Source organism: Mycoplasma sp. 332, from assembly GCF_052378275.1.
Classification (GTDB): Bacteria; Bacillota_I; Bacilli_A; order Mycoplasmatales; family Metamycoplasmataceae; genus Metamycoplasma.
Window position 1 is genome coordinate 23,458 of sequence record NZ_CP198998.1, and the last position, 25,559, is coordinate 49,016.

At 27.5% G+C, this 25,559-nt stretch carries 17 protein-coding genes, 1 tRNA gene and 2 rRNA genes; 11 read left to right on the forward strand and 9 right to left on the reverse strand.

The genetic code is table 4. The annotated features are described in order from the left end of the window. Positions 1-194 precede the first annotated feature (194 nt). The 5 genes from ACT1UH_RS00115 (at position 195) to recO (ending at position 6,376) form a co-directional block, all read left to right on the forward strand. Positions 195-1,688 carry a hypothetical protein gene (locus tag ACT1UH_RS00115; RefSeq protein WP_444704989.1) on the forward strand — a complete coding sequence of 498 codons (1,494 nt, stop codon included), beginning with the start codon at positions 195-197 and terminating at the stop codon, positions 1,686-1,688. A gap of 172 nt (positions 1,689-1,860) precedes the next feature. Next, positions 1,861-1,964 (forward strand): 5S ribosomal RNA (gene rrf, locus ACT1UH_RS00120). Between the two features lie 393 nt (positions 1,965-2,357). Further along, positions 2,358-4,871 (forward strand): hypothetical protein, encoded by a 2,514-nt coding sequence (locus tag ACT1UH_RS00125; protein WP_444704990.1) that lies wholly within the window; start codon positions 2,358-2,360, stop codon positions 4,869-4,871. A gap of 693 nt (positions 4,872-5,564) precedes the next feature. Beyond that, a 5S ribosomal RNA gene (gene rrf / locus ACT1UH_RS00130) occupies positions 5,565-5,668 on the forward strand. Between the two features lie 42 nt (positions 5,669-5,710). Next, the gene (gene recO / locus ACT1UH_RS00135; protein WP_444704991.1) at positions 5,711-6,376 is read left to right on the forward strand and encodes a DNA repair protein RecO; all 666 of its coding nucleotides are present in this window, start codon (positions 5,711-5,713) and stop codon (positions 6,374-6,376) included. A gap of 6 nt (positions 6,377-6,382) precedes the next feature. Here the strand turns inward: recO and ACT1UH_RS00140 are convergent, their stop codons facing one another. Beyond that, complete coding sequence (locus ACT1UH_RS00140; protein ID WP_438340617.1) at positions 6,383-8,230, reverse strand: ribonuclease J; 1,848 nt, start codon at positions 8,228-8,230, stop codon at positions 6,383-6,385. 115 nt (positions 8,231-8,345) lie between these two features. On the opposite strand from ACT1UH_RS00140, the gene ACT1UH_RS00145 reads away from it, so the two are divergent. From ACT1UH_RS00145 to arcC, 4 genes are all read left to right on the forward strand, one after another. Next, positions 8,346-8,792: a hypothetical protein gene (locus tag ACT1UH_RS00145; protein WP_444704992.1), complete on the forward strand. Its 447-nt coding sequence runs from the start codon at positions 8,346-8,348 to the stop codon at positions 8,790-8,792. Next, positions 8,785-9,264 carry a large conductance mechanosensitive channel protein MscL gene (locus ACT1UH_RS00150; RefSeq protein WP_444704993.1) on the forward strand — a complete coding sequence of 160 codons (480 nt, stop codon included), beginning with the start codon at positions 8,785-8,787 and terminating at the stop codon, positions 9,262-9,264. The genes ACT1UH_RS00145 and ACT1UH_RS00150 overlap by 8 nt, the downstream gene beginning before the upstream one ends. A 247-nt stretch (positions 9,265-9,511) precedes the next feature. Continuing rightward, a complete protein-coding gene (gene argF / locus ACT1UH_RS00155) occupies positions 9,512-10,555 on the forward strand; it encodes an ornithine carbamoyltransferase (protein WP_438340620.1) in 1,044 nt (347 codons plus the stop codon). A gap of 2 nt (positions 10,556-10,557) precedes the next feature. After that, positions 10,558-11,493, forward strand: coding sequence for a carbamate kinase (arcC, locus tag ACT1UH_RS00160; protein WP_438340621.1), 936 nt, complete (start codon positions 10,558-10,560; stop codon positions 11,491-11,493). Positions 11,494-11,533: 40 nt separating this feature from the next. Here the strand turns inward: arcC and rlmB are convergent, their stop codons facing one another. Next, positions 11,534-12,238 (reverse strand): 23S rRNA (guanosine(2251)-2'-O)-methyltransferase RlmB, encoded by a 705-nt coding sequence (gene rlmB / locus ACT1UH_RS00165; RefSeq protein ID WP_444704994.1) that lies wholly within the window; start codon positions 12,236-12,238, stop codon positions 11,534-11,536. Further along, the gene (locus tag ACT1UH_RS00170; protein WP_438340623.1) at positions 12,238-13,446 is read right to left on the reverse strand and encodes a class I tRNA ligase family protein; all 1,209 of its coding nucleotides are present in this window, start codon (positions 13,444-13,446) and stop codon (positions 12,238-12,240) included. Before ACT1UH_RS00170 ends, rlmB begins: the two co-directional genes overlap by 1 nt. A gap of 58 nt (positions 13,447-13,504) precedes the next feature. Here ACT1UH_RS00170 and argS point away from each other — a divergent pair, with 58 nt between their 5' ends. After that, entirely contained in the window at positions 13,505-15,139 is a 1,635-nt protein-coding gene (gene argS, locus ACT1UH_RS00175) for an arginine--tRNA ligase (protein WP_444704995.1), read from the forward strand. A gap of 83 nt (positions 15,140-15,222) precedes the next feature. Here argS and ACT1UH_RS00180 read toward each other — a convergent pair. The 5 genes from ACT1UH_RS00180 to ACT1UH_RS00200 form a co-directional block, all read right to left on the reverse strand. Beyond that, positions 15,223-15,316 (reverse strand) — tRNA-Ser (locus ACT1UH_RS00180). Between the two features lie 81 nt (positions 15,317-15,397). Then, positions 15,398-16,744 carry a thermonuclease family protein gene (locus ACT1UH_RS00185; RefSeq protein WP_444704996.1) on the reverse strand — a complete coding sequence of 449 codons (1,347 nt, stop codon included), beginning with the start codon at positions 16,742-16,744 and terminating at the stop codon, positions 15,398-15,400. After that, on the reverse strand, positions 16,744-17,586 hold the full coding sequence (locus ACT1UH_RS00190) for a class II fructose-bisphosphate aldolase (protein ID WP_444704997.1): 843 nt from the start codon (positions 17,584-17,586) through the stop codon (positions 16,744-16,746). Before ACT1UH_RS00190 ends, ACT1UH_RS00185 begins: the two co-directional genes overlap by 1 nt. A 30-nt stretch (positions 17,587-17,616) precedes the next feature. Continuing rightward, the gene (gene rpoE, locus ACT1UH_RS00195) at positions 17,617-17,886 is read right to left on the reverse strand and encodes a DNA-directed RNA polymerase subunit delta (RefSeq protein ID WP_438340627.1); all 270 of its coding nucleotides are present in this window, start codon (positions 17,884-17,886) and stop codon (positions 17,617-17,619) included. Between the two features lie 376 nt (positions 17,887-18,262). Continuing rightward, the gene (locus ACT1UH_RS00200) at positions 18,263-19,756 is read right to left on the reverse strand and encodes a hypothetical protein (RefSeq protein WP_444704998.1); all 1,494 of its coding nucleotides are present in this window, start codon (positions 19,754-19,756) and stop codon (positions 18,263-18,265) included. 172 nt (positions 19,757-19,928) lie between these two features. Here ACT1UH_RS00200 and arcA point away from each other — a divergent pair, with 172 nt between their 5' ends. Then, positions 19,929-21,161, forward strand: coding sequence for an arginine deiminase (gene arcA, locus ACT1UH_RS00205; RefSeq protein ID WP_438340628.1), 1,233 nt, complete (start codon positions 19,929-19,931; stop codon positions 21,159-21,161). Positions 21,162-21,231: 70 nt separating this feature from the next. Here the strand turns inward: arcA and ACT1UH_RS00210 are convergent, their stop codons facing one another. Further along, complete coding sequence (locus tag ACT1UH_RS00210; RefSeq protein WP_444704999.1) at positions 21,232-25,149, reverse strand: MAG2960 family serine endopeptidase lipoprotein; 3,918 nt, start codon at positions 25,147-25,149, stop codon at positions 21,232-21,234. Positions 25,150-25,559 lie beyond the last annotated feature (410 nt).

A 25,559-nucleotide genomic window follows, 5' to 3' on the forward strand; every position in this document is an offset into this window, starting at 1 on the left:
TGGTAGTGTAGTAAATTTTGTGTAAATTTATCTCCTACTTGCTTTTTGAGTAAGAGATTTGAGAATTGCAATATAGTAAAATGATTGAGAATTTACATAATGGATATTTTTTTAAAAAAAATGAATATAACGTTAAATTGCAACAAAAATGGGCCACCTAACATATATAGTAAAATGTTATAGGTGGTCTTATTATGCATGAAATAGAATTAAACTATTTTCAATTAAATAGAAAACGAAAATTAGATGTTATAACTACATATTCTAATTTAACAAATAAGCAATTATCTTTAAAAGCAAAATGTTCAATATCAACCATAAAAAGATTAAAACAAAAATTAAGAAATGCTAAATTATGCAAAAAAGAGGTTAACTTAGCACATGGCAATCAATGAGGCGATAGAAAAAAGATTTACAGTAATGATTTAATTATCAATTATGGAAAAAAATACGAAAGTGAAAAATTAATTGCTGGAACAAAAAATAGTTCTTGTAATTCATATATGTCTTACCGTTTGTTTTATGAGAGAATAGCTAATGTAAAAATATCATATAGTCAATTAACAAGAAGACTTACGCAAAGCGGATTTCTAAGTGCTTTTGCTCATAAAAATACAATAAAAAGACAAAAAACTTTTGTAAAAAAATATATACCTTATAAGCCAAATATTTTGCCTAAAGAAAAGATTGCAAAACCAACCATAATCTCAAAAAGAAAATTAGTAAATATGGGCGAATGTGTTGAACTTGATGGATTTATTCATTTTTATGTTGATCAAACCTTATGAACAATTGTTGCATGTATCGATGTTTCAACTTCAAAAGTTTTATCACTTTATTTTGACGAAAAAGCCGAATCAGTAAAAGGTTATCAAATTATTATTCAAGATATGATTAATAAATATGGGATACCAAAAGTAATGATTAGCGATAATAGAATGAATTTTCATAATAACCTTGAATCTAGCGCTATTTTGTATGATGCAGTCACAAAATTAGGTACTGAATTTATAACAACATCAGTATCTAATGAAAAACCACATATAGAAAGTTTTTGGAGAATTGCACATAATAGAATTCCGATATTTTTAAAAGATAGAAATATTAAAACAAACCAAGACGCTAATAAATATAGATGCGAAATTATTGCAATGCTTAATGATATAAAAACAAGAAAATCAATTACCGATTCTGAAAAAAATGAATTTAGAAAACCAAACAGCGCAACTCTTGAAGCTTATTTTGATTTGCCAATTAAAAGACAAATTTTTAATGGAATTGTAACATTTAAAAATAAAAAATATATTCCTAAAAATGAAAAAAATCAAAAAATAAAAGTCACATCAAAAAATGATGCAACTTTTATGATTGGTGCAGATCAACAATACTATTTTCACATAAACAATAAAAGATATAAAGCTTTTGAATTAAATGAAAATGACATTCAAATGTATGAGAAAATAGCATATAGTAAAAAGCTTCCTCTTGAAATATCGGTGGTTAAAAAAATTGTGAAACATCAAGAAGCCGGATATTACTACAATCAAATGTTATCTAAAAAAACAGAAATTTTAGAATCTTTTGTTAAAACTGGTCTTATTTCACAAAGAGAAATAGATTTAATGCGATCAATTAATGAAGATTTAGAAAAAATAAGAAGAGATATAAATAAAATTGTAATTTTATAATAAATTATTCTATTCCTAAAAGTAGAGCTATTTTTTTATATTTTTTTATTAGAAATTATGCAAAATGTATAATTAAACAAATTCAAAATATCGGTGGCTCATTTTTCACGCTAATTAATGGATATTTTTTTAAAAAAAATGAATATAAAAAAAATTAGTATATAATTATATCCATAGCAACCATAACGAAGGGGCCCACCTGATTCCATTCCGAACTCAGCAGTTAAGACCTTCCGTGCCGAAAATACCATAAGGGAAGATAGGTCGTTGCTTTTTTTTATTTCCTTTTTTACTTTAAGCATTGTAGGTAACTAAAAACTGATATTTATAAATTTATGAAATAATAATTTTCATGTTTTAAAAAAATATAAAAAAGTTATAACTAATTACTTTGGTAATTTCATTCTATTTACTATATAATATAGTTAATGATTGATTATATAAAATGTTATTTCCACATTTTAATGTAATAAAAAAGTTCTTAAAATAAGATAGATTTGAATATTTGCAATACAAATCAATCAGTTAACATGTAAATTTTAATTTAATTCGAGACTAATTTTAATTCTTAAAATAATAAATTTTTTTTATAAAAAAGTTAATATTTTTCAAATTTTGGAATTAGTTATTTTTAAATAAATTTAAACATAAAATAAATGAGGTGTTTTTATGAGGTTATTTAATTTATTGTTGAATGTGTTTTCGAGCGTTTTAATTCCAACAACCCCTGCCGTAATTAGTCGCCAGAGTGAGGATGTTCAAAATAAACAAGAGATTTTAGAAGCAAAAGATAGGACCACTGATATTCTTGATAATTCAATAATTCATAAGCCAACATCTGATGAAATCGAGAATTTGGACGATTTAAATATTTTTTATTCTACAATGACTTTAAAAACGCAATATAACTTGTTGCATGCCTATAAAGTTTTGAAGAAATTGCTCAAAATTAATGATTCTGCTGAAATTGATGAATTACCATATAAGAAATATAATGATGAATTAAATCTCGTTCCAGATAATAAACTTAACAACGAATTTTCAGAATATAATATCGCATTTTTGTCGTCATCTTGAAAGGATTTTATTCGTTTATTTAAACAAGCTTCGTTTAATTACGAAATTTTTCTTAACGAAGAAATAAAAAAACAAAATATTAATACTGATTCAAAGGCAAAGGAAGAGCCTCGAAAACTTACTATTTTTAACCAATTAGATTCCAAATATGATGATGTGTATTTTATTAGAGTTGTTATTGCTGAATTTGAAGCTCTTGAATTGTTAAAAAATAATAAAAAAAATATGGAAATTGATACTAAAATAATAGATTTATTAAAAGTAGAAGATGGAACAAATCCATCTTCTCCACAGTATGTCAATACCTTAAAAAAAATTATTCCAATTATTACCGAAATAAGAAACATCGCTGGAGAAAGTATAGCTAATAAGCTTTCAAAAGAAGTGGATAAGGAATTAATTAATGACAAGATTAGACTTGAAGCATTAACAGCTGCCGTTAGAGCGAAAGGCTCAGATGAATATGAAAAAGATATTAAACAGCGAGCATTAAATGTTACAAAAAATACCTCAATGGAAGAATTAATTAAACTTAGAGATGATGCTGAAAAAGTGTATGATACATTAAAAAGTAAAGCAGAAGAATCATTCCAAAAACTAAAAGAAAAAATGAGATTTCGTGAGCAAATAGATAATGCATGAAACGTTAAAGTTTTACAAAGAGTATATGGCAAGATTATTAAACAGCAAATTAGTGAGCTTAGAAAAGACACAGAAGCAGTTGTAAAAAAAACTATTGGTTCAGATATGCATAACGATTTTGAATCGCGTTTATCAAATCCAAATTTAACATTAGAACAATTGACTGTTATTTTTGAAGAAGCCAATAATGAATTTATTAATGAAAAAGAAAATGCTACTAAAATAGTAAATTCTATTCTTGATGAAGAAGTCAGAAGAGAAAATATTGAAAAAATAGAAAAATCAAACAATATTACAGAATTAAAAAAAATTGCAGATGAAGCTAAGAAAATTAGAGCAAACGAAGATTTGCTAAACGCAAGAAAAAATGCTAAAGAGGCAGTTGATAAAACAGTTGGTTCATCAAAGCATGATGAATATCAAATGAGATTAAAAAAATCACAAGAGGAAATAGATAAACTTTTAGAATTAATAAAAGAAGCAAATCTTGAATATACTACTAAAAAAACAGAAGTTAACAAGATTTTGGAAAGCCTTGATGATAAAAAAGATTTTGTTGAAAAATTTAATAATGCTAACAATATAGAAAAGTTAGATGAATTGCAGAAAATTTTATTGGTTGAAAAGCAAGAACAAGATTTGGTTAATTTAACTAAAAGAGCACAAAAAGCAGTTGACCAACTTGAAGGTTCTAGTCAATATGATGAATTTAAAAAAATACTTGCTAATGCTAAAGGTGATATGGCTAAACTTCTTAGTGTCGCCGAGAAAGCAGAATCCATTTATAATGTTGAAAAGCAAAAAGTATTAGATATATATAATAAATTATTGGATAAAAAGGATTACCAAGCAAGAATTGACAGCGCAAAAAACATTGAGGCGCTAAAGATTTTATTAAAAGAAATAACCCAAGAAAAAAAGTCGCAGGATAATGCCAAGATAAAAAAAGATGCTGTGGATGCTGTTAATAAGTTAGAAGGTTCTGATATAAAATCTCAATTTGATAAAGAATTAAAAGAAGGCCTTGATGATCCTAAAAAATTAAGTAATATTATTGAAAGAGCTAATAAAGAATTTAGCAAAGAGTTTGAAACAATTAATAAAGAATTAGATAAATTAAATGACTCAAATGTAAAGAAAAAAGAGCTAGAAAAATTAGCTAAAAAAGCTAAAAACATAAAAGAATTAAGAAGCATAAAATTACAAATTCAAAAGGCCATTCTTGAGCAAGAAAACAACAAGAAGGATGATCCAAAAAAAGATAATTCTAAAATGAATCAACCAAAAGAAGAAGAGAAAAACCCTAGTATTCCTAAAAAACCTGATATTTCTAAAAAAGATAGTAAATCTAAGGTTAATGTAGCCGCAATTGCAACCCCACTTGTGGTAATACCAACGTTGGCAGGAGCAAGCGTTGGCACTTGATATATGGTTAAACGCCATAGAAAGAATAAAAAAATGTAATTTTTAATGTATATTAAAATATAGCAAGCATACTAAATAAAAAGATAAAACCTTAGTCATTGCGAAAAGATAATATATAATTGCGCAATAATATTTAAAAAAATAATTTTTATAAAACTAGCTATACGGCTGGTTTTTAATATTATTTTGTTTCTAGTAAGTAGAGAAATAGTTTTGAATAATTAGATAAAGTTAGGATATTATGCAAAGCTTTAAAAAACTAGAATAATATTAATTAAGCTAATTGTTAAAATAATGAAACATAGTTAGAACAAGAAACTTGCGGATTTTCATAAATAAGATATTTGGTTATTTATGAAATACAATTAAAAATATTATAGATATATTTTTTAATATTCTTTATTGACTATCTTGTTAAAACAATAGCAAAAAAATAGAAACATTTTGTATCCAAACCCTTATGCTTTTTAAAATTATGCAAGATGATTTGATATATTGATTGGGAATATAAATTAAGTTACTTTTTTGCGGTAATAAACCCTTATAAGTAAAAAGCATATCTAGATATAATGAATTTTATTTTTACAATAAAATTAATTTTTATTATAAAATAATGTGCAAACATGTTTTGCAATTTCTAATTAAAAAACAAGTTTATCGATATAAAAATAATAATTTTAAAAAAATATTAAAAAATATTATAAAAAAATTTTTTTAATATATAATTATATTTACAGCAACCATAACGAAGGGGCCCACCTGATTCCATTCCGAACTCAGCAGTTAAGACCTTCCGTGCCGAAAATACCATAAGGGAAGATAGGTCGTTGCTTTTTTTATTTTATTTTTTTAAAAAATAGAAAGTAAAATTATATTATATGGTTAATAGAGAATTCGAGACCGAGGGAATAGTTCTAGAAATAATAAATCATGGTGATAATGACGCTATCATCCGAGCTTTGACACAATCGGGTGTTTGTTATTTTTTTGCCAAAGGAATACAAAATGTTGAATCCAAAAATAGAAGAAATTTATTATTATTAGGATTGTCAAATTTTGAATTAATAAGATCGAAATTTGTTGGTAACATGCCTAGACTAAAAAGAGCAACACTAGTTTCGTTTTTTCCATTGCAAGAAACCTTGCAAGATATATTTAATAAAGTTCATTACTTTTTAAAGCGAGCAGGTAAGCAAAACAATAATTTTTTATATGCTAGATATAGGGTTTTTTTAGAAAATGTTGAAAAAAAACCAAACCATAGTTTTATTTATATCTTATTAGCTTTTTTAGATATGTTTGGTTATAGGCAAAATTTAAGCTCATGTGTAGAGTGTGGAGATAAAGAACATATTGTAGATTTTGAATTTTATAAGGGAGGTTTTTTATGCCGAAACCACTCACAAAAAAGTAAGGATATAAATTTATTAAGAGGTTTGTATTGGATTGAAGCTGATTTTGAATATTTTAAGAGTAATATTGATGAAATTGATGTTATACAAATAATAAATATGGTTATTTCTTTTTTAAAAACGATGATATAAAAACCCCTATTCTTCAAGGGGTTTTTCAACTTTTTTAGGTTTTTCTTTTTTAATTTGTTTATTTTTTTTATTTGCTGAGTTTTTTCTTATTATTTTTTTTGGTTTTGAATTTTTGTTTTCAGTTTCAACTTGACTTGATTTTTTAGTATTATTTTCTTTCTGCATCTTTTGTTTATTAATTTCAACTTGATCAACAAGAAGAATAGTAGGAATAATAACAACATTTCTTCTTTTACTTTTATAAAAGAAAGGGTCAAGTCTATCGATAATTAATTGTTTAATTCTAGGTATCGTTCAATCTTTTTCGTTTTTAATTGTGTATAAAACCGCCCCGTGTACAAGTCTTTTTGCGTCTTCTACTAATTGCAATGAGTTTTTAACAAAAAATGCTCCTCTTGATACGATTCTTGGCTTTCCAAGAATTATATTTTTTTCTTTATTAATAGCCATTATTACATGGACAAAACCATTTTGTCCCAATTCCATTCTTTCTTTCATGATTTGTGAATTTGTTTTTGATAGAATGTTTCCATCTATAAATACAGGACCAAAATATACTTTTTCATTTGATAAAGAAATCATATGGTTTTGTAAATAATAAACGTCCCCCAACTTAGCAATAATAATGTTATTTGGTTTGATTCCTGATTCAATTGCTGTATAGCCATGAACCACACTCATTCTAAATTCACCATGATATGGCATGAAATATTTTGGTTTTGTTAATTCAAATATCTTTCGATGTTCATCACGGTATGCATGCCCTGAGGTGTGCAAGTAGCCATCAACACCATTTTCTCTTATAATTGCTCCTAGTTTATATAATCTATTAACTAATAACTCACATTTAGATCTATTTCCTGGTATTGGACTAGATGAAAAAATTATTGTGTCCTTAGGTTTGATTGATATATTTGGGTGTTTATCATATGACATCTTGGCTAGTCCCGCCATTTCTTCACCTTGGGAACCGGTTGTCAAAATTAGTAATTCATTGTCATTATATTTTGAAAGACTTTTTTTATCTATAAAGACTTCATCAGGCGCATTTATATAACCTAATCTTCTACCGATATCAATGTTATCGATCATTGATCTACCAAAAGCAATAACTTTTTTGCCTAATGAAGCACCGAGCTCAATGATTGCTTTTATTCTTGTAAGATTTGATGCAAATGCCGTAATGATGATTTTCTTTTCAGCTTCTAACATATATTTTTTTATGTCTTTTAATATATCGCTTTCTGATGGAGAATGGTTAGGGCGCATGGCGTTAGTTGAATCCGAAAATAAGACATCTAGCCCTTCTTCGCCAATCTTTTTTAGTTTTGAGAAATCGGTTAAATTGCCAATAGGTCGATAATCGAATCTAAAATCACCAGTCATCATTAATGATCCATTTGGAGTTTTGATTCTAACACCAAATGCGTCAGGAATTGAATGTTGAGCAGTTCATCAATCAACACTACAATCACCAAAATCAGCCACAAGATCTCGGTTTATTTCAATAAACTGGACATTTACCTTAATTTTCATATCAGAAAACTTAAGTTTTAGATATTGAATAGCAATTCTTGGGGCATAAATTCTTTTTACATTTACTTGTTGAACCAAATATGGAACACCACCGATATGGTCTTCATGCCCGTGTGTTATGAAAAGCCCTTCAATTCTATCCTGGTTTTCAGCTAAATAAGTAAAATCTGGAATTGAACCGTTAATCCCGGTAACAAAACTATCGCAAAACTTAATTCCGGTATCAATAATAAAAATATGTTGGTCATATTCAATTATTAGTGTGCTTTTTCCAATTTCTTGCATTCCGCCTAAACCAAATATTTTTGTTGGTTTCATATTTTAACCCTCCAGATGAAATTATCTTGTGTACTTTATAAAAAAAGGAATTATTAAATAATACTTTATATAATTATATACATTATTAATATTTTTTAAAAATGGAGTAGAAAAAATGAAAAGTGAAGCAAAAATAAGTATAAGTTCATTTATTTTTAAGATTTTTGTTTTTATAGGTCTTATTATTTCTGGATACTTTATTTACACATCCGTGTCTAATTTTCTTGGTTCTGTTAATAACAAATTTGAGAGTTCGGATGTTAACCAGGCCTATAAAGGAATAAATGATTTTCTCAATGATATTATTAATCTACTCAAAGAAAATTTAAAATGATTTATTATTCTAGGGTTTTCCTTATTGGGTGCTATCTTAACTTGAATATTAGATGTTATTGTTCTTTCATTTGCTCCATGAAAAACTAATAAATTTGGGAAGACTATTTTGTTTTTATCAACAATTTTTCCTCTTTTTCCTATTTTTTGAATTATATCAATTATAGGGAATTTAGCAATTATAGCCAATAAGAATTCATATAAAAAGAGAGTAAAACAAAATGAATAAAAAAGAATTTGAAGAAAAAAAGAAATATGTAAAAAATGCATTCAAAGATGCTAAAAATGTTGTTAAGCGGGGAAATATGATAATGCTAGCCATAGGGTTATTATTAGGTACCTCGTTTGGCGCTGTAATATCTTCGCTAGCTAAGGATGTTATTCTTGCAGCTATTACTTCTGTTTTTAATGTTAACGAGGTAAAGGACATTAAAATCGGCAATATTCTTATTGGTCAATTTCTTGCGGCACTTATTCAGTTCCTTATTGTTACAGTGGTTATATTTGTAAGCTTATTTTTAGTATATTTGATTAGGAATATCATTCAGTATCACAAGGCAAAAAAATTACCAATAGTTGAAGAAGTTGAAGAGCCAAAACCATTAACTACAGAGGAACTAATTTTAGAAGAACTTAAAAAGATTAATGTTGAACTTGCAAAAAATAAGAAGAGTGATGAAGAGAAATTAGTGCAAGAATAAAACCTAAGAATTGAATTGCAATTTACTGATTTATAGAGTATAAGCTTAATAGCTTATATTTTTTTGTTCTTTTTAAATTTCATTTATTTTTTACTTTAGGCTAAATAAAGCTATAACTATTTAAAAAAATAAAAAAATTGCTATAATTTTAGCGTGTTTTATATAACCAAAAAACACTTAAAAACTATAAAAAGTCTATCTAAAAATATTAAATATATAACCAAATAAACATAGGAGATTTTATAATATGCCAATGAATTTAAAAGGTCGTAGTTTAGATACAGCTCTAAACTTCACAACCGATGAAATCAATTACCTTTTAGATCTTTCTTGAGAATTAAAGAAAGCTAAAATGCAAGGGCTACATATTAACAATCGTCCTTTAACAGGAAAAAACATTGTTATTATGTTCCAAAAAGACTCAACAAGAACACGTTGTGCATTCGAAGTTGCTGCCGCTGATTTAGGGGCAAGCTGTACATACATTGGGCCTACAGGATCTAATTTTGGTAAAAAAGAATCAGTTGAAGATACAGCTATGGTTTTAGGCCAAATGTATGATGGTATTGAATTCCGTGGTTTTAAACAAACAGATGTTGAAGCACTTGCTAAATATTCAGGTGTTCCAGTTTGAAATGGTTTAACCGATGCTGAACACCCAACACAAATGTTAGCTGACTACTTAACATTTAAGGAATTCGTAGGTGATCTAAGAGGAAAGAAAATTGTTTTCGCAGGTGACATTAAAAACAATGTTGCTCGTTCATTAATGATTGGTGCTGCATTCTTTGGTGTTCATATTGTTTTATGTGGTCCTAAATCACAATGAGAAATTGTTAAAAGTGGACCAAACCATAAAGATGTTTATGAAGCTGTTCAAAAACTTTTTGAACGTAACGGTGGATCAGTTTCATTTTCAGATAACAAGATTGAAGCTGCTATGAATGCTGATGCTATTTATACAGACGTTTGAGTATCATTAGGTGAACCATTTGAACTATTTGAATCACGTATTCAAGAACTTGGTGCATTTCAAGTTGATATGGCTATGATGAAAGCAGCAAAAGAAAGTGTTATTTTCTTGCACTGTTTACCTGCATTCCATGATGATAAAACTTTATTCTCATCAGAAATCAAAGAAAAACTTGGACAAAAATACCCAGTTGTTGCAACCGGAGCTATGGAAGTTACTGACGAAGTATTCCAATCAAAATACAATAAATCAATTCAACAAGCTGGAAACCGTATGCACACAATTAAGGCTGTTATTCTAGCTACAATAGGATATTAATTATGAGTAGAATCGTTATTGCCTTAGGTGGGAATGCGTTAGGAAATAATCCTGCAGAACAAAAAGAATTAGTTAAAATTCCTGCGAAAAAAATTGCTGAATTAGTTAAGGCCGGCCATGAAGTTATTGTTGGCCACGGAAATGGGCCACAAGTTGGTATGATTTTCAATGGTTTTGTTAGTGCTGCATCAGTTAATCCTAAATCACCATTAGTTCCTTTACCAGAAGCTGGCGCTATGTCACAAGGATACATTGGATACCATATGGTTAATGCAATTACCAATGCATTTAAGGAAGAAGGATTAGAAGAAAAAGAAGTACTATATCTATTGACTCAAACTTTAGTAGATCCAATGGATCCTGCATTCAAAAATCCTACAAAACCTATTGGTCCTTTCTTTATGACAAGAGAAGAAGCAGAAATGGCTAATCCTAATAGTGTTATTGTTGAAGATGCTGGACGTGGTTTTAGAAAGGTTGTCGCTTCGCCAAAACCAATTAACTTTGTTGGTATTAACCAAATGAAGAACGCTATTGAAGCTGGAGCTACTGTTATCGTTGGTGGTGGTGGTGGTATCCCTACTGTTAAGGATGAAAATGGTTTTATCAATGGAGTTGATGGAGTTATTGACAAGGATTTTGCTTTAGCAAAAATGGCTGCCTTAACAAATGCAGATTACTTCATTGTTTTAACTGCAGTTGACTACGTTAAAGTAAACTACGGAAAACCAGAACAAAAAGATCTAAAACACGCAACAAAAGCTGATCTTGAAAAATACATCGAAGAAAAACAATTTGCTCCTGGAAGTATGTTACCAAAGGTGCAAGCTGCTATTAAGTTTGTTGAAGAAGGCGGAAAGGCTGCATTCATCGGAGATTTAAAAGATTTAGAAGACATTATTGCCGAAAAAATTGGTACAAAAGTTACTTTAAATTAATTTTAAATTTATATATAAAAAAGTTGGGACGCAATCCCAACTATTTTATTTTGCTATTTTTTTGATTGTACAATTCATACAAACAAATAGCGGTAGCAGCAGAAACATTTAATGACTGAACAGAATCAAAATCTTGTTGTATATAAATCACTTCATCTGCATGTTTTAGTAATGTTTTTGATACTCCGCTTTCTTCATTACCCATAATTAAGGCAACAGGAAAGCTAAAACTTGTATTTGATATTGTTTTGGCTTTTTTATCTAGTGCTGTTGCATATATTCAAAAACCATTATTTTTTAAGTTTTCAATAGCCTCAAACAAGCTAGCAACCTTGATGATTTTGATATTTTTGAATCCGCCGGACGAGGTTTTCAAAACAGCCGGAGTTATGTCAACACTTCTGTTTTTAGGTATGATAATATGTCTTATTCCAAAAACATTAGCTGAACGAATTATTGCTCCGAAGTTTTGTGGATCTTGTATATGATCTAAAATTAAAATTGTCTCAGCCTTATCCTTATAAATTGAACCAAGATCATGATAATTAAAACTTTCAATTTCTGCAATGTAACCTTGATGATTACCATTGACTATCTTATTCATTTCACTTGCTGGTAGATAGGTTATATTTTTGACTTTAATTTTATTATTTTGTAATCCCTTTAATAGAAATATCTTTTTAATAGGAAAATCATTTTCAATAGCTTCAAGGACTGAATTTTTTCCATATATAAAGTTCTTCATTATATTAATTTCTTATCCTTTAATATTTTTCTTAGATTATCGGCCTGTATATATTTTTTTTCATCTAATAATTTTTGTCATTGATTATAAAGAGCGAGGTCTTTGCTACTGATTTTTTTATTTGTAAAACTAAAACCAAGAATTTTCATTATTTCTAGGAATGTATTAAAGTTTTCTTCTATTTTTGAAAGTTGTATTATTTCCTTATTTGCTTGCGCAAAATTCAATTTTGCACACAATTTAATTATTTCATCAACTTTATTTTTATTAATTTTATAAGTATTGTTTTTTAATTGGACAGTATTATTAATGACAATAAACTTATTTATAAGTTTCTGCAATGAATCAAATAATTCATCGCTAACATTTATTGGCTTAGCATAATTGGTACTTAATATCATTAGCTTATAAGTATCCGGATGGTATTTTTTTAAAAAATCATGGGGAAAAATAAGATTTCCTATTGACTTAGACATTTTTTGATTCTTATAGTTTAGTGTTCCAAAATGAATTCAGTTGTGTGAAAGAGGCTTATTGTATATTGAATAATGTTGAATATTTTCATTTTCATGGTGCGGAAAAATTAGATCAATACCTCCACCATGGATATCAATAGTTTCGCCTTTGAAATATTTTGATATGAAACAACTACATTCAGTATGTCAACCAGGACGTCCCGGGCCAAAAGGGCTTTCAAATTTTATACCAATATTAGTTTCCTTTCATAAAGCAAAGTCTTGCTTATTTTTTTTATTTAATTCATTATTATCATCATCTGATATTAAATTTTCAATTTTTTGTTTGCTAACAGAACCATAGAATTCCTTAAATTTTAAGACATCAAAAAAAACGTTGCCGCCTACTTTATATGCTGCTTTTTTATCTATCATTTTTTGTATATATTCATACATATCATTTAATGAATCAGTAACTCTAACTATTTTATTTGGCATTTCAAGATTAAACAATTTGAATAAATCAAGATAATATTCTTCATATTTTCTTGCTATTTCTAGTTCGCTTTTGTTTTCATCTATAGCCTTTTTAATAATTTTGTCATCTATATCAGTTATATTATTAAGATAAAATATTTCTTCTCCTAGAAATCTTTGGGCTCTTATAAGGATATCAAATGTAACACATGGTCTTATATTCCCGATATGAGGATAGTTATAAACTGTTGGACCACATAAATAATATTTTTTCATGAAAACATTATATATGATATATCCTTAAAATAAACAATTTATTATATAATAATAAATTATGGAAATTATGGAATCGGCAAAAGAAATTATTATATGTTCAATTAAAGAAGCATTGAACAAATTAAAGATAAATAAACCTGTAGTATTAACGGAGGCTAAAAACTACGGAGATTATTCTACCAATATTGCACTAACATTGCAAAAAGAATTAGGCAAAAAGGCAATTGAAATTGCCCAAGAGATTGTTAAAAATATTGATTTAAATAAATTTAGTCAAATTAGTGAAATTAAAATAGCAGAGCCTGGATTTATTAATTTTTGAGTATCTAATTCAGTTTTTGCAGACACAGTTAATTTAATCAATAAACTTGGAAAAAATTTTGGAAGTCTTTCTAAAGAAGGAAAAGGAAAGATTAATGTAGAATTTGTATCTGCAAACCCTACTGGCTATCTACATATTGGTCATGCTAGAAATGCCGCAATTGGGGCTACACTATGCAACATTTTAGAAAAAGCCGGACACCAAGTTATTAGGGAATATTTGGTAAATGATTATGGTAACCAAATGAATAAATTAGCAGTATCAATTTATTCAAGATATCAACAAATATTTAATCCTTCATATGAACTACCAGAAGATGCTTATCGCGGTGGTGATGTTATAGAATTTGCACAAGCATTTTATGAAATGCATAACGAAGAATATAAGGGTGTAGAATATACACCTGAAATCGAATTATTATTTAGAGATTTTGGTAGAACATTTGCTCTAAAAAATATTGAAGAAGATCTAAAGAAATTTGGTGTGTGATTTGATATATATACTTCAGAAAAAGCGCAATATGAAAATGATTTGGTTTGACCTGCCATAAGAAGATTAAAAACCACCTACGTAAAAGATGGGGCAACATGATTAAAAACCACAAGTGGTGGCAAAGATGATAAGGATAGAGTTATTATTAAAAGAAACGGTGATTCAACCTATCTTTGTGCAGATATTGCTTATCATGAACAAAAATTTAGACAACTTGAAGACTCAGAAAAAGGAATTATTATTGATGTTTGAGGAGCAGATCACTCTGGTTATGTTGAACGTGTCAAGTTTGCGTTTGAAGATCTAGGATACCGTAGAGATCAATTAGAAATTATCTTATTCCAACTAATAAGAGTTATGAAAGACGGCAAAGAAATTAAAATGTCTAAACGTCTGGGAACGTCTTTAACATTAAGAGAATTAATGAATGAAGTTGGCAAGGATGCAATTAGATTTTTCTTGATCGAAAGATCATACAATTCAAAAATTGATTTTGATATTAAAAAAGTTACAAGTACAGATGAATCCAATTCGATGTATATTATTAAATATGCTCATGCTCGTTGTGCTCAATTATTGCAAAAATTTAATTATGTTAACCCTATAGCAACCAATCTAACTGATGAATTTTCACAAAAATTAGTAGCTCAATTGAAGGAATATCCAGACTTAATTAGTACAATGGCTAAAACATACAAGGTTAATTTATTGCCACCATATTTACTAAAATTGGCTAGAGCATTTAATTCATTTTATTCAAATGTTAAGGTTATTGGATCTCAAAACGAGGAAAGCTATGTGGCTTTAGTTAAAGCTATTAAAATAGTTTTATTTGATGCGATGAAGTTAATGGATTTAGAAACTCCTGAAAAAATGTAGCTTTTGTTCTAAAATATAATTATTTAACACCACTTGATTGGTGTTTTTTATTGCTTCTAGAGGCCAAAAAAATAAATAAAAAATGGCGGGTAAGAGAGGATTTGAACCTCCGCGGGTGCTTTATACACCCCTACAGTCTTAGCAGGACCGCCTCTTCGACCACTTGAGTACTTACCCATACCTATTTTAAGCATTGTTAATTATATACTAATATAAGTTAATTTATGTGAAATAATAAGGAAGACAAGTAAATATTTATTATTTTATTCTTTTTGGAGGATAAATTTCCTTAATATTATCTGACCATATTCCTAATTTTTGGTTTCTTGCTTCTTTTTCATTATTCTTTAATCAAAAATAAAAGTTTTCATTTTTTGTGTAATATTTGCTTCTTTTATCAAGAGAAATATAAGAAACTTTACTAAAGCCGTTTTTTATGAGTTCTTTATTGATGCAAATTATTGAACCGTCGTTTTTATAAACTAAAATTATTGCGACAATTCGACCATAAGCATCAAAGAATTTCTTATTTTCATCCTTATTTTGGTAACTAATTGTTGTTTGGGGAATTACTCAAATTTTTCTTGCTTCAAGAAGATTTCTTGTTGTAAAGTTTTTTGCAATCTTACCATATTTAAATTGTAACCCAACTGTTGGTTCAAATTTTTGCCCTACTTTTTTTCATGTTTCTGGCGTATCGATACCAGAAAACCTAAATCTAAAAGTTTTATTATTTTTTATGTTTTTTAATTCAGCAGTATCACCATCATTTATCTTAAAAGCAGATACTTCGGTGGCATTGTTTTCTCTAAAATCATTAGATAGAAGGTATTCTTTGTTATTAACATAAATAGATTTACTAGTTAGGTATATTTCTTTGTCTTTACTATTTTCTGCACTTATATCTTTTTTATCTTGACTATTCTCGTTGCTATCTATTTTGGAATCGTTATTAAAAATTTCATCGAGGTCACCATTATTTATTTTATTATCATTAATTTGGAAATCTTTAAATAAGAATTTTAATAACGATATTTCTTGTTCGCTTCATTGTGAAAGTTTTTTTGTATAAGTTTTTCTTATTTTTTTAGCTAAAATAATGAATTTTTTAATTATTGAGTCAAAGACTTCTGTATCAATAACCTTCTTAAAGGAAAGCAAAGATCTAATTTTTAAAAATGTTGTAGTTATTTGGCTGTGTTCTTTCTTATTTAATAGGCTATGCTTATTGAAGATAGAAATTCAAATTTCATTTATTACTTTTAATTTATTCGCTAATTTATCAATATTTATTGGTAATGCTTGATTATTTATGGGAAATTTTTTTATGTCTTCTAGAATAATTATTAGTTGCTTTAAAAAGGTTTGGTCTTTTTTTCTTGAATAGCTTTTTGAATCCTCGTTTGTAATGTCTGCAATTTCATTACATAACTTTAAATCTATGACATTTTTACTAATTGTATTTTTATATTCGGTTATTTTTCTTAATAGTTTCTGTGTATCATTATTTTTTTCTATTGTGCATTGAACTAGCATATAGCTAACTATCGGAAGGCTAGGAGCTATTAGACTTGATAATAAAAATCTTTTTATATTTTTTTTCATTAGTATTTGGTTAATATCTCCAATGCTTTATTGTAAATAGCCATATTACTATTTTTATAAAGTTTTCTCGGATTATAGTTTTTGTTTTCCATTATATTATTGTTTTTAAGGAAGTGTTCAAGTGCCTTTGCATTCTCTATTTGTAATTCGGTATTTATATTAATTTTTGCAATGCCATTTTGAATGCATTTTTTGATATCTACATCACTAATTCCCGAACCGCCATGTAAGACAAGCGGCATTTGAAGAGCTTGATTTAGTTGATTTAGTAATTCGAAGTTTATACCTTTTCAATTTTTTGGATATTCACCATGAATATTGCCAATACCAATAGCAAGCATATCAATACCTATATTTTTAAACTCAATTGCTTCTTCAATTTTTGTATATACAACGTCACTGACGATACCATCCTCCGTTCCTCCTATTCTCCCAATTTCACACTCAAGTGAAATATTTTTTTTCTGGCATATTTTATAAAGTTTTTTTGTTATATTGAGATTTTCAAGAAATGGTAATTTACTTCCGTCAAACATTATAGATGAAAAATTTGCATCGATTGCTTTAATACAATCGTTATATGTTCCGTGATCTAAATGAAGACAAACGGGAATTGTTATTTTTAAATCCTGTATTAAAGAATTCACGACACTATAGCAAACATTGTAACCGCCAAAATATTCAGCAGCAGATGAACTCACTCCCAAAATAATCGGTTTATTTGCATTGTTAGCAGCAAGCAAAACTTGCTTAGCTCATTCTAAATTGTTAATATTAATATGGAACACAACATCTTTGTTTTTATATGCTTTTTTTAATAATTCTTTTGCATTAACTATCATAAACAAAATAAAAAACCAAACAAAATAAGTTTAGTTTTTATAGTCAGGTCTAATTGTTGTTCATGTTCCATCGGCATTGTGAAAGAATCTTCCATCTACAGTTAGTAAACGGTATAATTCCCCGCGTTTTTTTAGTAAAATTTCTTCATCAGTACTAGTATCAATACTTTCACTTCTTCATCTTTCTAATAGAATTTTTTGTATTGAATTAAATAAATTATAGAAATCTAAATTTTGTTTTTCATTTAGAATTTCTTCAGTAATATCAAGTAATGTTTTATATTCTTTTTCTTCTGTCATATAACCTCTTTATTTACAATAAGTATATATTTTACCTTGTATTAAATATATTATAATTATAAATACTTATTATTTAAATTTATTAGGAATTTTAAAAATATGAAATGTTAAAAAAACTCTATTTTTTCAACTAATAATAAGGTCTAAAAACTTAAAAATTCCGGTATTGTCAAGTCTCAAATCTCTTATTTTATTTTATTATTTTTTATTTTTTAGTTTAAATTAGTATAAAAACCCAAAAAATAAAAGTGTAGTACATTAATTAGCGTGAAAAATGAGCCACCGATATTTTGAATTTGTTTAATTATACATTTTGCATAATTTCTAATAAAAAAATATAAAAAAATAGCTCTACTTTTAGGAATAGAATAATTTATTATAAAATTACAATTTTATTTATATCTCTTCTTATTTTTTCTAAATCTTCATTAATTGATCGCATTAAATCTATTTCTCTTTGTGAAATAAGACCAGTTTTAACAAAAGATTCTAAAATTTCTGTTTTTTTAGATAACATTTGATTGTAGTAATATCCGGCTTCTTGATGTTTCACAATTTTTTTAACCACCGATATTTCAAGAGGAAGCTTTTTACTATATGCTATTTTCTCATACATTTGAATGTCATTTTCATTTAATTCAAAAGCTTTATATCTTTTATTGTTTATGTGAAAATAGTATTGTTGATTTGCACCGATCATAAAAGTTGCATCATTTTTTGATGTGACTTTTATTTTTTGATTTTTTTCATTTTTAGGAATATATTTTTTATTTTTAAATGTTACAATTCCATTAAAAATTTGTCTTTTAATTGGCAAATCAAAATAAGCTTCAAGAGTTGCGCTGTTTGGTTTTCTAAATTCATTTTTTTCAGAATCGGTAATTGATTTTCTTGTTTTTATATCATTAAGCATTGCAATAATTTCGCATCTATATTTATTAGCGTCTTGGTTTGTTTTAATATTTCTATCTTTTAAAAATATCGGAATTCTATTATGTGCAATTCTCCAAAAACTTTCTATATGTGGTTTTTCATTAGATACTGATGTTGTTATAAATTCAGTACCTAATTTTGTGACTGCATCATACAAAATAGCGCTAGATTCAAGGTTATTATGAAAATTCATTCTATTATCGCTAATCATTACTTTTGGTATCCCATATTTATTAATCATATCTTGAATAATAATTTGATAACCTTTTACTGATTCGGCTTTTTCGTCAAAATAAAGTGATAAAACTTTTGAAGTTGAAACATCGATACATGCAACAATTGTTCATAAGGTTTGATCAACATAAAAATGAATAGATCCATCAAGTTCAACACATTCGCCCATATTTACTAATTTTCTTTTTGAGATTATGGTTGGTTTTGCAATCTTTTCTTTAGGCAAAATATTTGGCTTATAAGGTATATATTTTTTTACAAAAGTTTTTTGTCTTTTTATTGTATTTTTATGAGCAAAAGCACTTAGAAATCCGCTTTGCGTAAGTCTTCTTGTTAATTGACTATATGATATTTTTACATTAGCTATTCTCTCATAAAACAAACGGTAAGACATATATGAATTACAAGAACTATTTTTTGTTCCAGCAATTAATTTTTCACTTTCGTATTTTTTTCCATAATTGATAATTAAATCATTACTGTAAATCTTTTTTCTATCGCCTCATTGATTGCCATGTGCTAAGTTAACCTCTTTTTTGCATAATTTAGCATTTCTTAATTTTTGTTTTAATCTTTTTATGGTTGATATTGAACATTTTGCTTTTAAAGATAATTGCTTATTTGTTAAATTAGAATATGTAGTTATAACATCTAATTTTCGTTTTCTATTTAATTGAAAATAGTTTAATTCTATTTCATGCATAATAAGACCACCTATAACATTTTACTATATATGTTAGGTGGCCCATTTTTGTTGCAATTTAACGCAAAAACCCAAAAAATAAAAGTGTAGTATAATTAATATTGTATAAATAGAGCATTTATTTGCACTTTTTTATACGCTAAATAACATCACTTATTTGAAAGGGAAACAAATGTCTGTATTTGACAGTAAATTTAAAGGAATTCACGTTTATTCAGAAATCGGAGAATTAGAATCGGTTTTGGTTCACGAACCAGGGCGTGAAATTGACTACATTACACCAGCTAGACTAGATGAATTATTATTCTCAGCTATCTTAGAAAGTCATGATGCAAGAAAAGAACACAAACAATTTGTATCAGAATTAAAAGCTAACGACATCAATGTTGTTGAACTAACTGACCTAGTTGCAGAAACATATGATTTAGCATCACAAGAAGCTAAAGACAAATTAATTGAAGAATTTTTAGAAGACTCAGAACCTGTTCTTTCAGAAGAACACAAAATGGTTGTAAGAAACTTCTTAAAATCAAAAATGTCATCAAGAGAATTAGTTGAAATTATGATGGCTGGAATCACCAAGTATGATTTAGGTATTGAAGCAGATCACGAATTAATCGTTGACCCAATGCCAAACCTATACTTTACCCGTGACCCATTTGCATCAGTTGGTAATGGTGTAACAATTCACTACATGCGTTACAAAGTTAGACAACGTGAAACATTATTCTCAAGGTTTGTATTTTCAAATCACCCTAAACTTGTAAACACACCATGATACTACGACCCATCTCTAAAATTATCAATCGAAGGTGGAGACGTATTTATCTACAACAACGAAACCTTAGTAGTTGGTGTTTCAGAAAGAACCGATTTACAAACAATAACCTTGTTAGCTAAGAATATTGTTGCTAATAAAGAATGTGAATTCAAACGTATTGTTGCAATCAATGTTCCTAAATGAACAAACTTGATGCACTTAGACACATGACTAACAATGTTGGACAAGGATAAATTCCTATACTCGCCTATTGCTAATGATGTATTTAAATTCTGAGACTATGATTTAGTAAATGGTGGAGAAGAACCACAACCAATGGAAAATGGTTTACCACTAGAACAATTATTAGAATCAATTATTAACAAAAAACCTATCTTAATTCCAATTGCTGGTGAAGGTGCTTCACAAATGGAAATTGAAAGAGAAACTCACTTTGATGGTACAAACTATCTAGCAATTAGACCAGGTGTTGTTATTGGTTATTCACGTAACGAAAAGACAAACGCTGCCTTAGAAGCTGCTGGAATCAAGGTTCTTCCATTCCATGGTAACCAATTATCATTAGGTATGGGTAATGCACGTTGCATGTCAATGCCTTTATCACGTAAAGATGTTATGTGATAGTAATTATCTAAAATTATTGAATTTTATATATTAAAAATCCTCAGCAATAAGCTGGGGATATTTTTTTGATTTAAATTTTAGGGTTTAGCTTAATAGTTTTAAGCTTATCTACTTCAAGTTTTGTTATGAAATCATGCTTTATATCACCTGAAAATTCTTTTGGGTCATATTCACTTTCGCCTCTAAACAAGATAATTTGGTTACCCCTGTTTTCAGAATTGTCACTTTCTACAATATGAATAAAATTAATTCCAATTAAATTAAATCTTGAATCTATTACCATCGAACCGCTTGAACCGCTATCAAGTGATTCGTTGTTTTCATTGTTAAGATATAGTGTTGTCATCTGTTGGAGAATATTTTTAGGCATTCCGTGTTCAGATGCTTTTCCGAATGGTTTTTCATAGTCCATTCATTTATTGTCTATACTATTTCAATCTTTGTTTTCTTTTTCGTTATATCTTACCCATAAGCTATTAAAGTTATCTTTGTTATTTTTATCATTATCAACAACACGGTTTTTTGTTTCAATATAGCCACCTTGTGATCTGGCAGCATTTAATTTAATTGTTCCATTGACATCTGGAAAACCGAGCACAAAATGAGTTTGGATAGGGCTCTCGTGATTCTTTTGTTTATTTGTTTCATTACCAAAACCAATATATCAATCCTTTTCGGCTGGTGTATCTAAAATTTCATATAGGGTAGGAAATAGATCTCTTATATTATTTTTAGTGAATCTTAGTTTAAGAATTGCAAAATCAGCTCCGCCATTTTTAACTGTTCCAAGGCGGTTATTGACATCTGTGAGTTCATCAAAGAAATTTGTGACAGCCCGATTTGCTCTTAATCCTTTCGAGCTAAATCTTGGAGTGTAGTATATCCAATCTAAATACTGACTTTTTGTATCAGTACCCTGATGTGTGTTTAGCGATTTTTTAAAGTATTTTTGATAATCATTAATAATTTCACCATTATCCGCAGTTTCATAGTTATGCTTATTGAAATTAAAATTAGGGTCTAGTCTTCCAACAAAGTTATTAATATTTTTTTTATCTGTATTTTTGTTGTACACAATACTTTTGTCAAAGATATGAGTTAATGATGCAACGTGTGCATTGGTTGCAACTAAAAATTCATATTCTTCGCCGCCATTTTTATTGGTTGTTATTTTATTATCAATTCTATCTACAATTCATGCTGTCCCAGAAGTACTTGTATAGCGCTGCGAAGGACTTCCACCAAAGGGTGGTCGTACTGTATAAATACCTTTATAATTTAGTGAGAATGACCTATCATAGATGTATTGATAAAAATCATCATTTTTTCTTAGCAATGAATTGCTTGTGTTAAGTGTTAGATGTCTAAATTGTGCAGATTTAGTTTTAAATAATAATGTTATTTCGCCACTTAAATCATTATGTTTAGCTTTTATTTCTTCAATTTCTTGATTAAAGTCTATCATTTTTTTGATTGTATCTAAGTCGATATAATAAAGAAACTGACTTAGATTAGATGGAAGATAGCCAAAAGGGTTGTTTCTTATAATTCCCTTAATTTTATTAGCAGTATTCTCGTCTTGTTTAATTTCGACAGAATTGTTGGGTATGGTATCAAAAGTGTCAAGGAACAAAGCTTTCATCATATGTTCTTTATTGTATCCATTAAAGAATTGACGTCATTTTTGTTCATCATTATCACCATATTCTCCATATATGCCAACTTCCTTAAGATAGTTTAAAAAACCAGGATCTAAGCGATTATTTGATAAATCTAAACCAGTGTTGTTATTCGCTGTTTTTAGATAGTTTTTAAATTCTTGAAGTTTCTTTTTATAATAAGGTGTTTGGGTGACAATAGCATTAGCATCATTGAATTTTTGTGTAGATTTATTGAATATTAAATCAAAACCTAGACTGTGCTTTGGTGAATCGGTTTTAGAATTATTAGTTGTTGAGTTTATATCGGTATTAAGTTTTTGAAGCTCATGGTTTCTAATAACTTTCTTAAATTTTTGGCTTAGATTATATAACTGTGTTTTAAATTCTTTTAGGGCATCATTTAATTCATCGATGTTATTATTGTAATCTCTTTGGCGGTCGCGATATTTTATTAAGTTTGTATATGCTATTGCAAGCTTATGGCGTTCATCGACCAATTCAGGATTATTATCTGTTTTTTCAAAGAATTCATTTACTGTTGATATTTGTTTTTGAGCTTCGGCAAGTAATACTTGACTATCATTTATTTTTTCATAGTTAGGAGCAGGTACATCTATGCCTGGTGATGGAGTTATATCCGGCACGTTTGGAGATGGTATTTGTGGTGCTTCATTTGGATTATTATTTTGCTTGCTTATTTCATTATTAATTTTTTGTGATAACTCGCCAAAAAGATCACGATAATCATTATTTGTGAAAGAAATTTTTTCTAGTTCATTTTTTAGTTTTTCTTGTTTATCAATGTCATGAATTGAAGATATATCATTATATAGTTTTGCTTTTGATTTATAAAAATCACTATTTTTTATATTTTTAGAAGTTTTAATTAAGGTTGTTAATTTGTTTTTGATTGTTATTTCAATGTTAAGAGCATTTACATACGCAATTGCTTCTTGGTTATATTCATCAAAGATACTATTGGCATCATTGCTAATTTGTTCTAGCTCATCTTCAGTTATATTGCCTTTTTTAATTTCATTTTGGTATTCATTATATTTAGGTGATCCATCAAGCTTTTCTATGTTTTTAGCAGTTTTGTCTAAAATTTTTTGAATTTCATTATCTAACTTTTTAATGATGTTGTCAATTTCTTTTGCATTAATATTTTGTTGGTTTAGTTGGTCTGACAACTCTTTTTTTAATGGATTTTTACTAGAAAGTCTTGAAATTAATTCTAATAATTTTTGCACATCCGGTTTCATTTGATGAGCAAGAATTTTTGCTTTAATATCTAATATTTTTTCTTCATTATCAGCACTAGTTAATTCGGTTTTTAATTGCTTTTTTAAATTATCATCTTGAAAGGAATCAAGCAATATTTCTACATCGGATTTTAGTTTATTTAAGTAACTATTAACTTGATTTTTAATATCATTAAAATCGTCGATGTTTGCGTCTTTATTACTAAATTTTTGTTTTAATTCTTTGTATTTTTGCTTTGTTTTAGAAAGTTTATTAAGCAAAATTAACACTTCTTGTTTTAGAATTGCTTTGTTTATTTCTAAATCTAGCAATTTTGAAACTTCTTCGATATTTTTGTTCGTAGCTAATTTAGCTTTATTTGCTAGTTCTTCTTTATCATTGTTTGAAATATCAGATGCATTAATTTTTTCGATTAGGGCATTTATTTTATTTTTTAATAGTTGATCTTCAGTACTTATTTTTGATAGGAAATCAATAATATTTTTTTTAATTAGATTTATTTCTTCTAGTGTTTTAGCTTCACTTATTTGGATGATAAATTTTTCTTTTTTATCCTTACTTAAATCTTTTATCAAGGCATTTAGTTCTATTTTAGCTAATTCCAAACTTTTTGCTTTTTCTTGCAATATTAATTGTCTGTTAGTTTCTTCTAAAATATTTTTTAGGTTTGCGGCATTATTGTTATTTTGAAAACGATTGAGAAGATTGTTTTTTATTTCGTTGTTTTTTAATTGATTAATTTTTGATAAAACAAATGCTCTATCTTCTTCTATCTGCTTTTTTATGTTTTTTAAAATAATTTGTAGAGTAGCATAATTTTTAGGCGAATATTGTCTAAATTTAGGATCATTAATTTGTTTTAAAAAATCTCTTTTGCTATCCTCATTCACTATGTTTGCAACTAAATTTTTAGCAGCCGTGATTAATTCTTGCGTTTCTTGCTGCTGTTTGTTGTTTTTTAAAAAAGTAGCATATCCTATTCCCACAGCAGTCCCTATAATACCTAGCATTGAAACAGTGGAAATACTTGCTATTAAAATCTTCTTCTTTTTGCTTTTTTGCATAAAAAACCTCAATATTAAATTTTTATCTTACGTAAAAGTGTTTTTATTATACCTAATTTTTACTTCTATTAAGCTAAAAAAGAAATGTATTTTTATACAAAAAAATTTTGAATTATCATAACAAAACGCCTTATTGTTGATCAAATTCAAATTTAAATTTCTATTTTTTTATATTTGTCAATCCTTTGGTATGTACTGAATCATTCATATAATTAATCCACCATATAAATTTCAGTCTTCTAACTTATTATTTTTTTACTAAAATTGTGTTAAAATTTGAAAGTACTTTTTATAAAAGTATCGATAGATTATGAAAAAACAAAATTAATTTATCAAACACTATTGTGAATTCAATCGCATGTGCCTTTTTGGTGTTGATTGTTAGAAACAATAGGGAGAAAAAACAAACT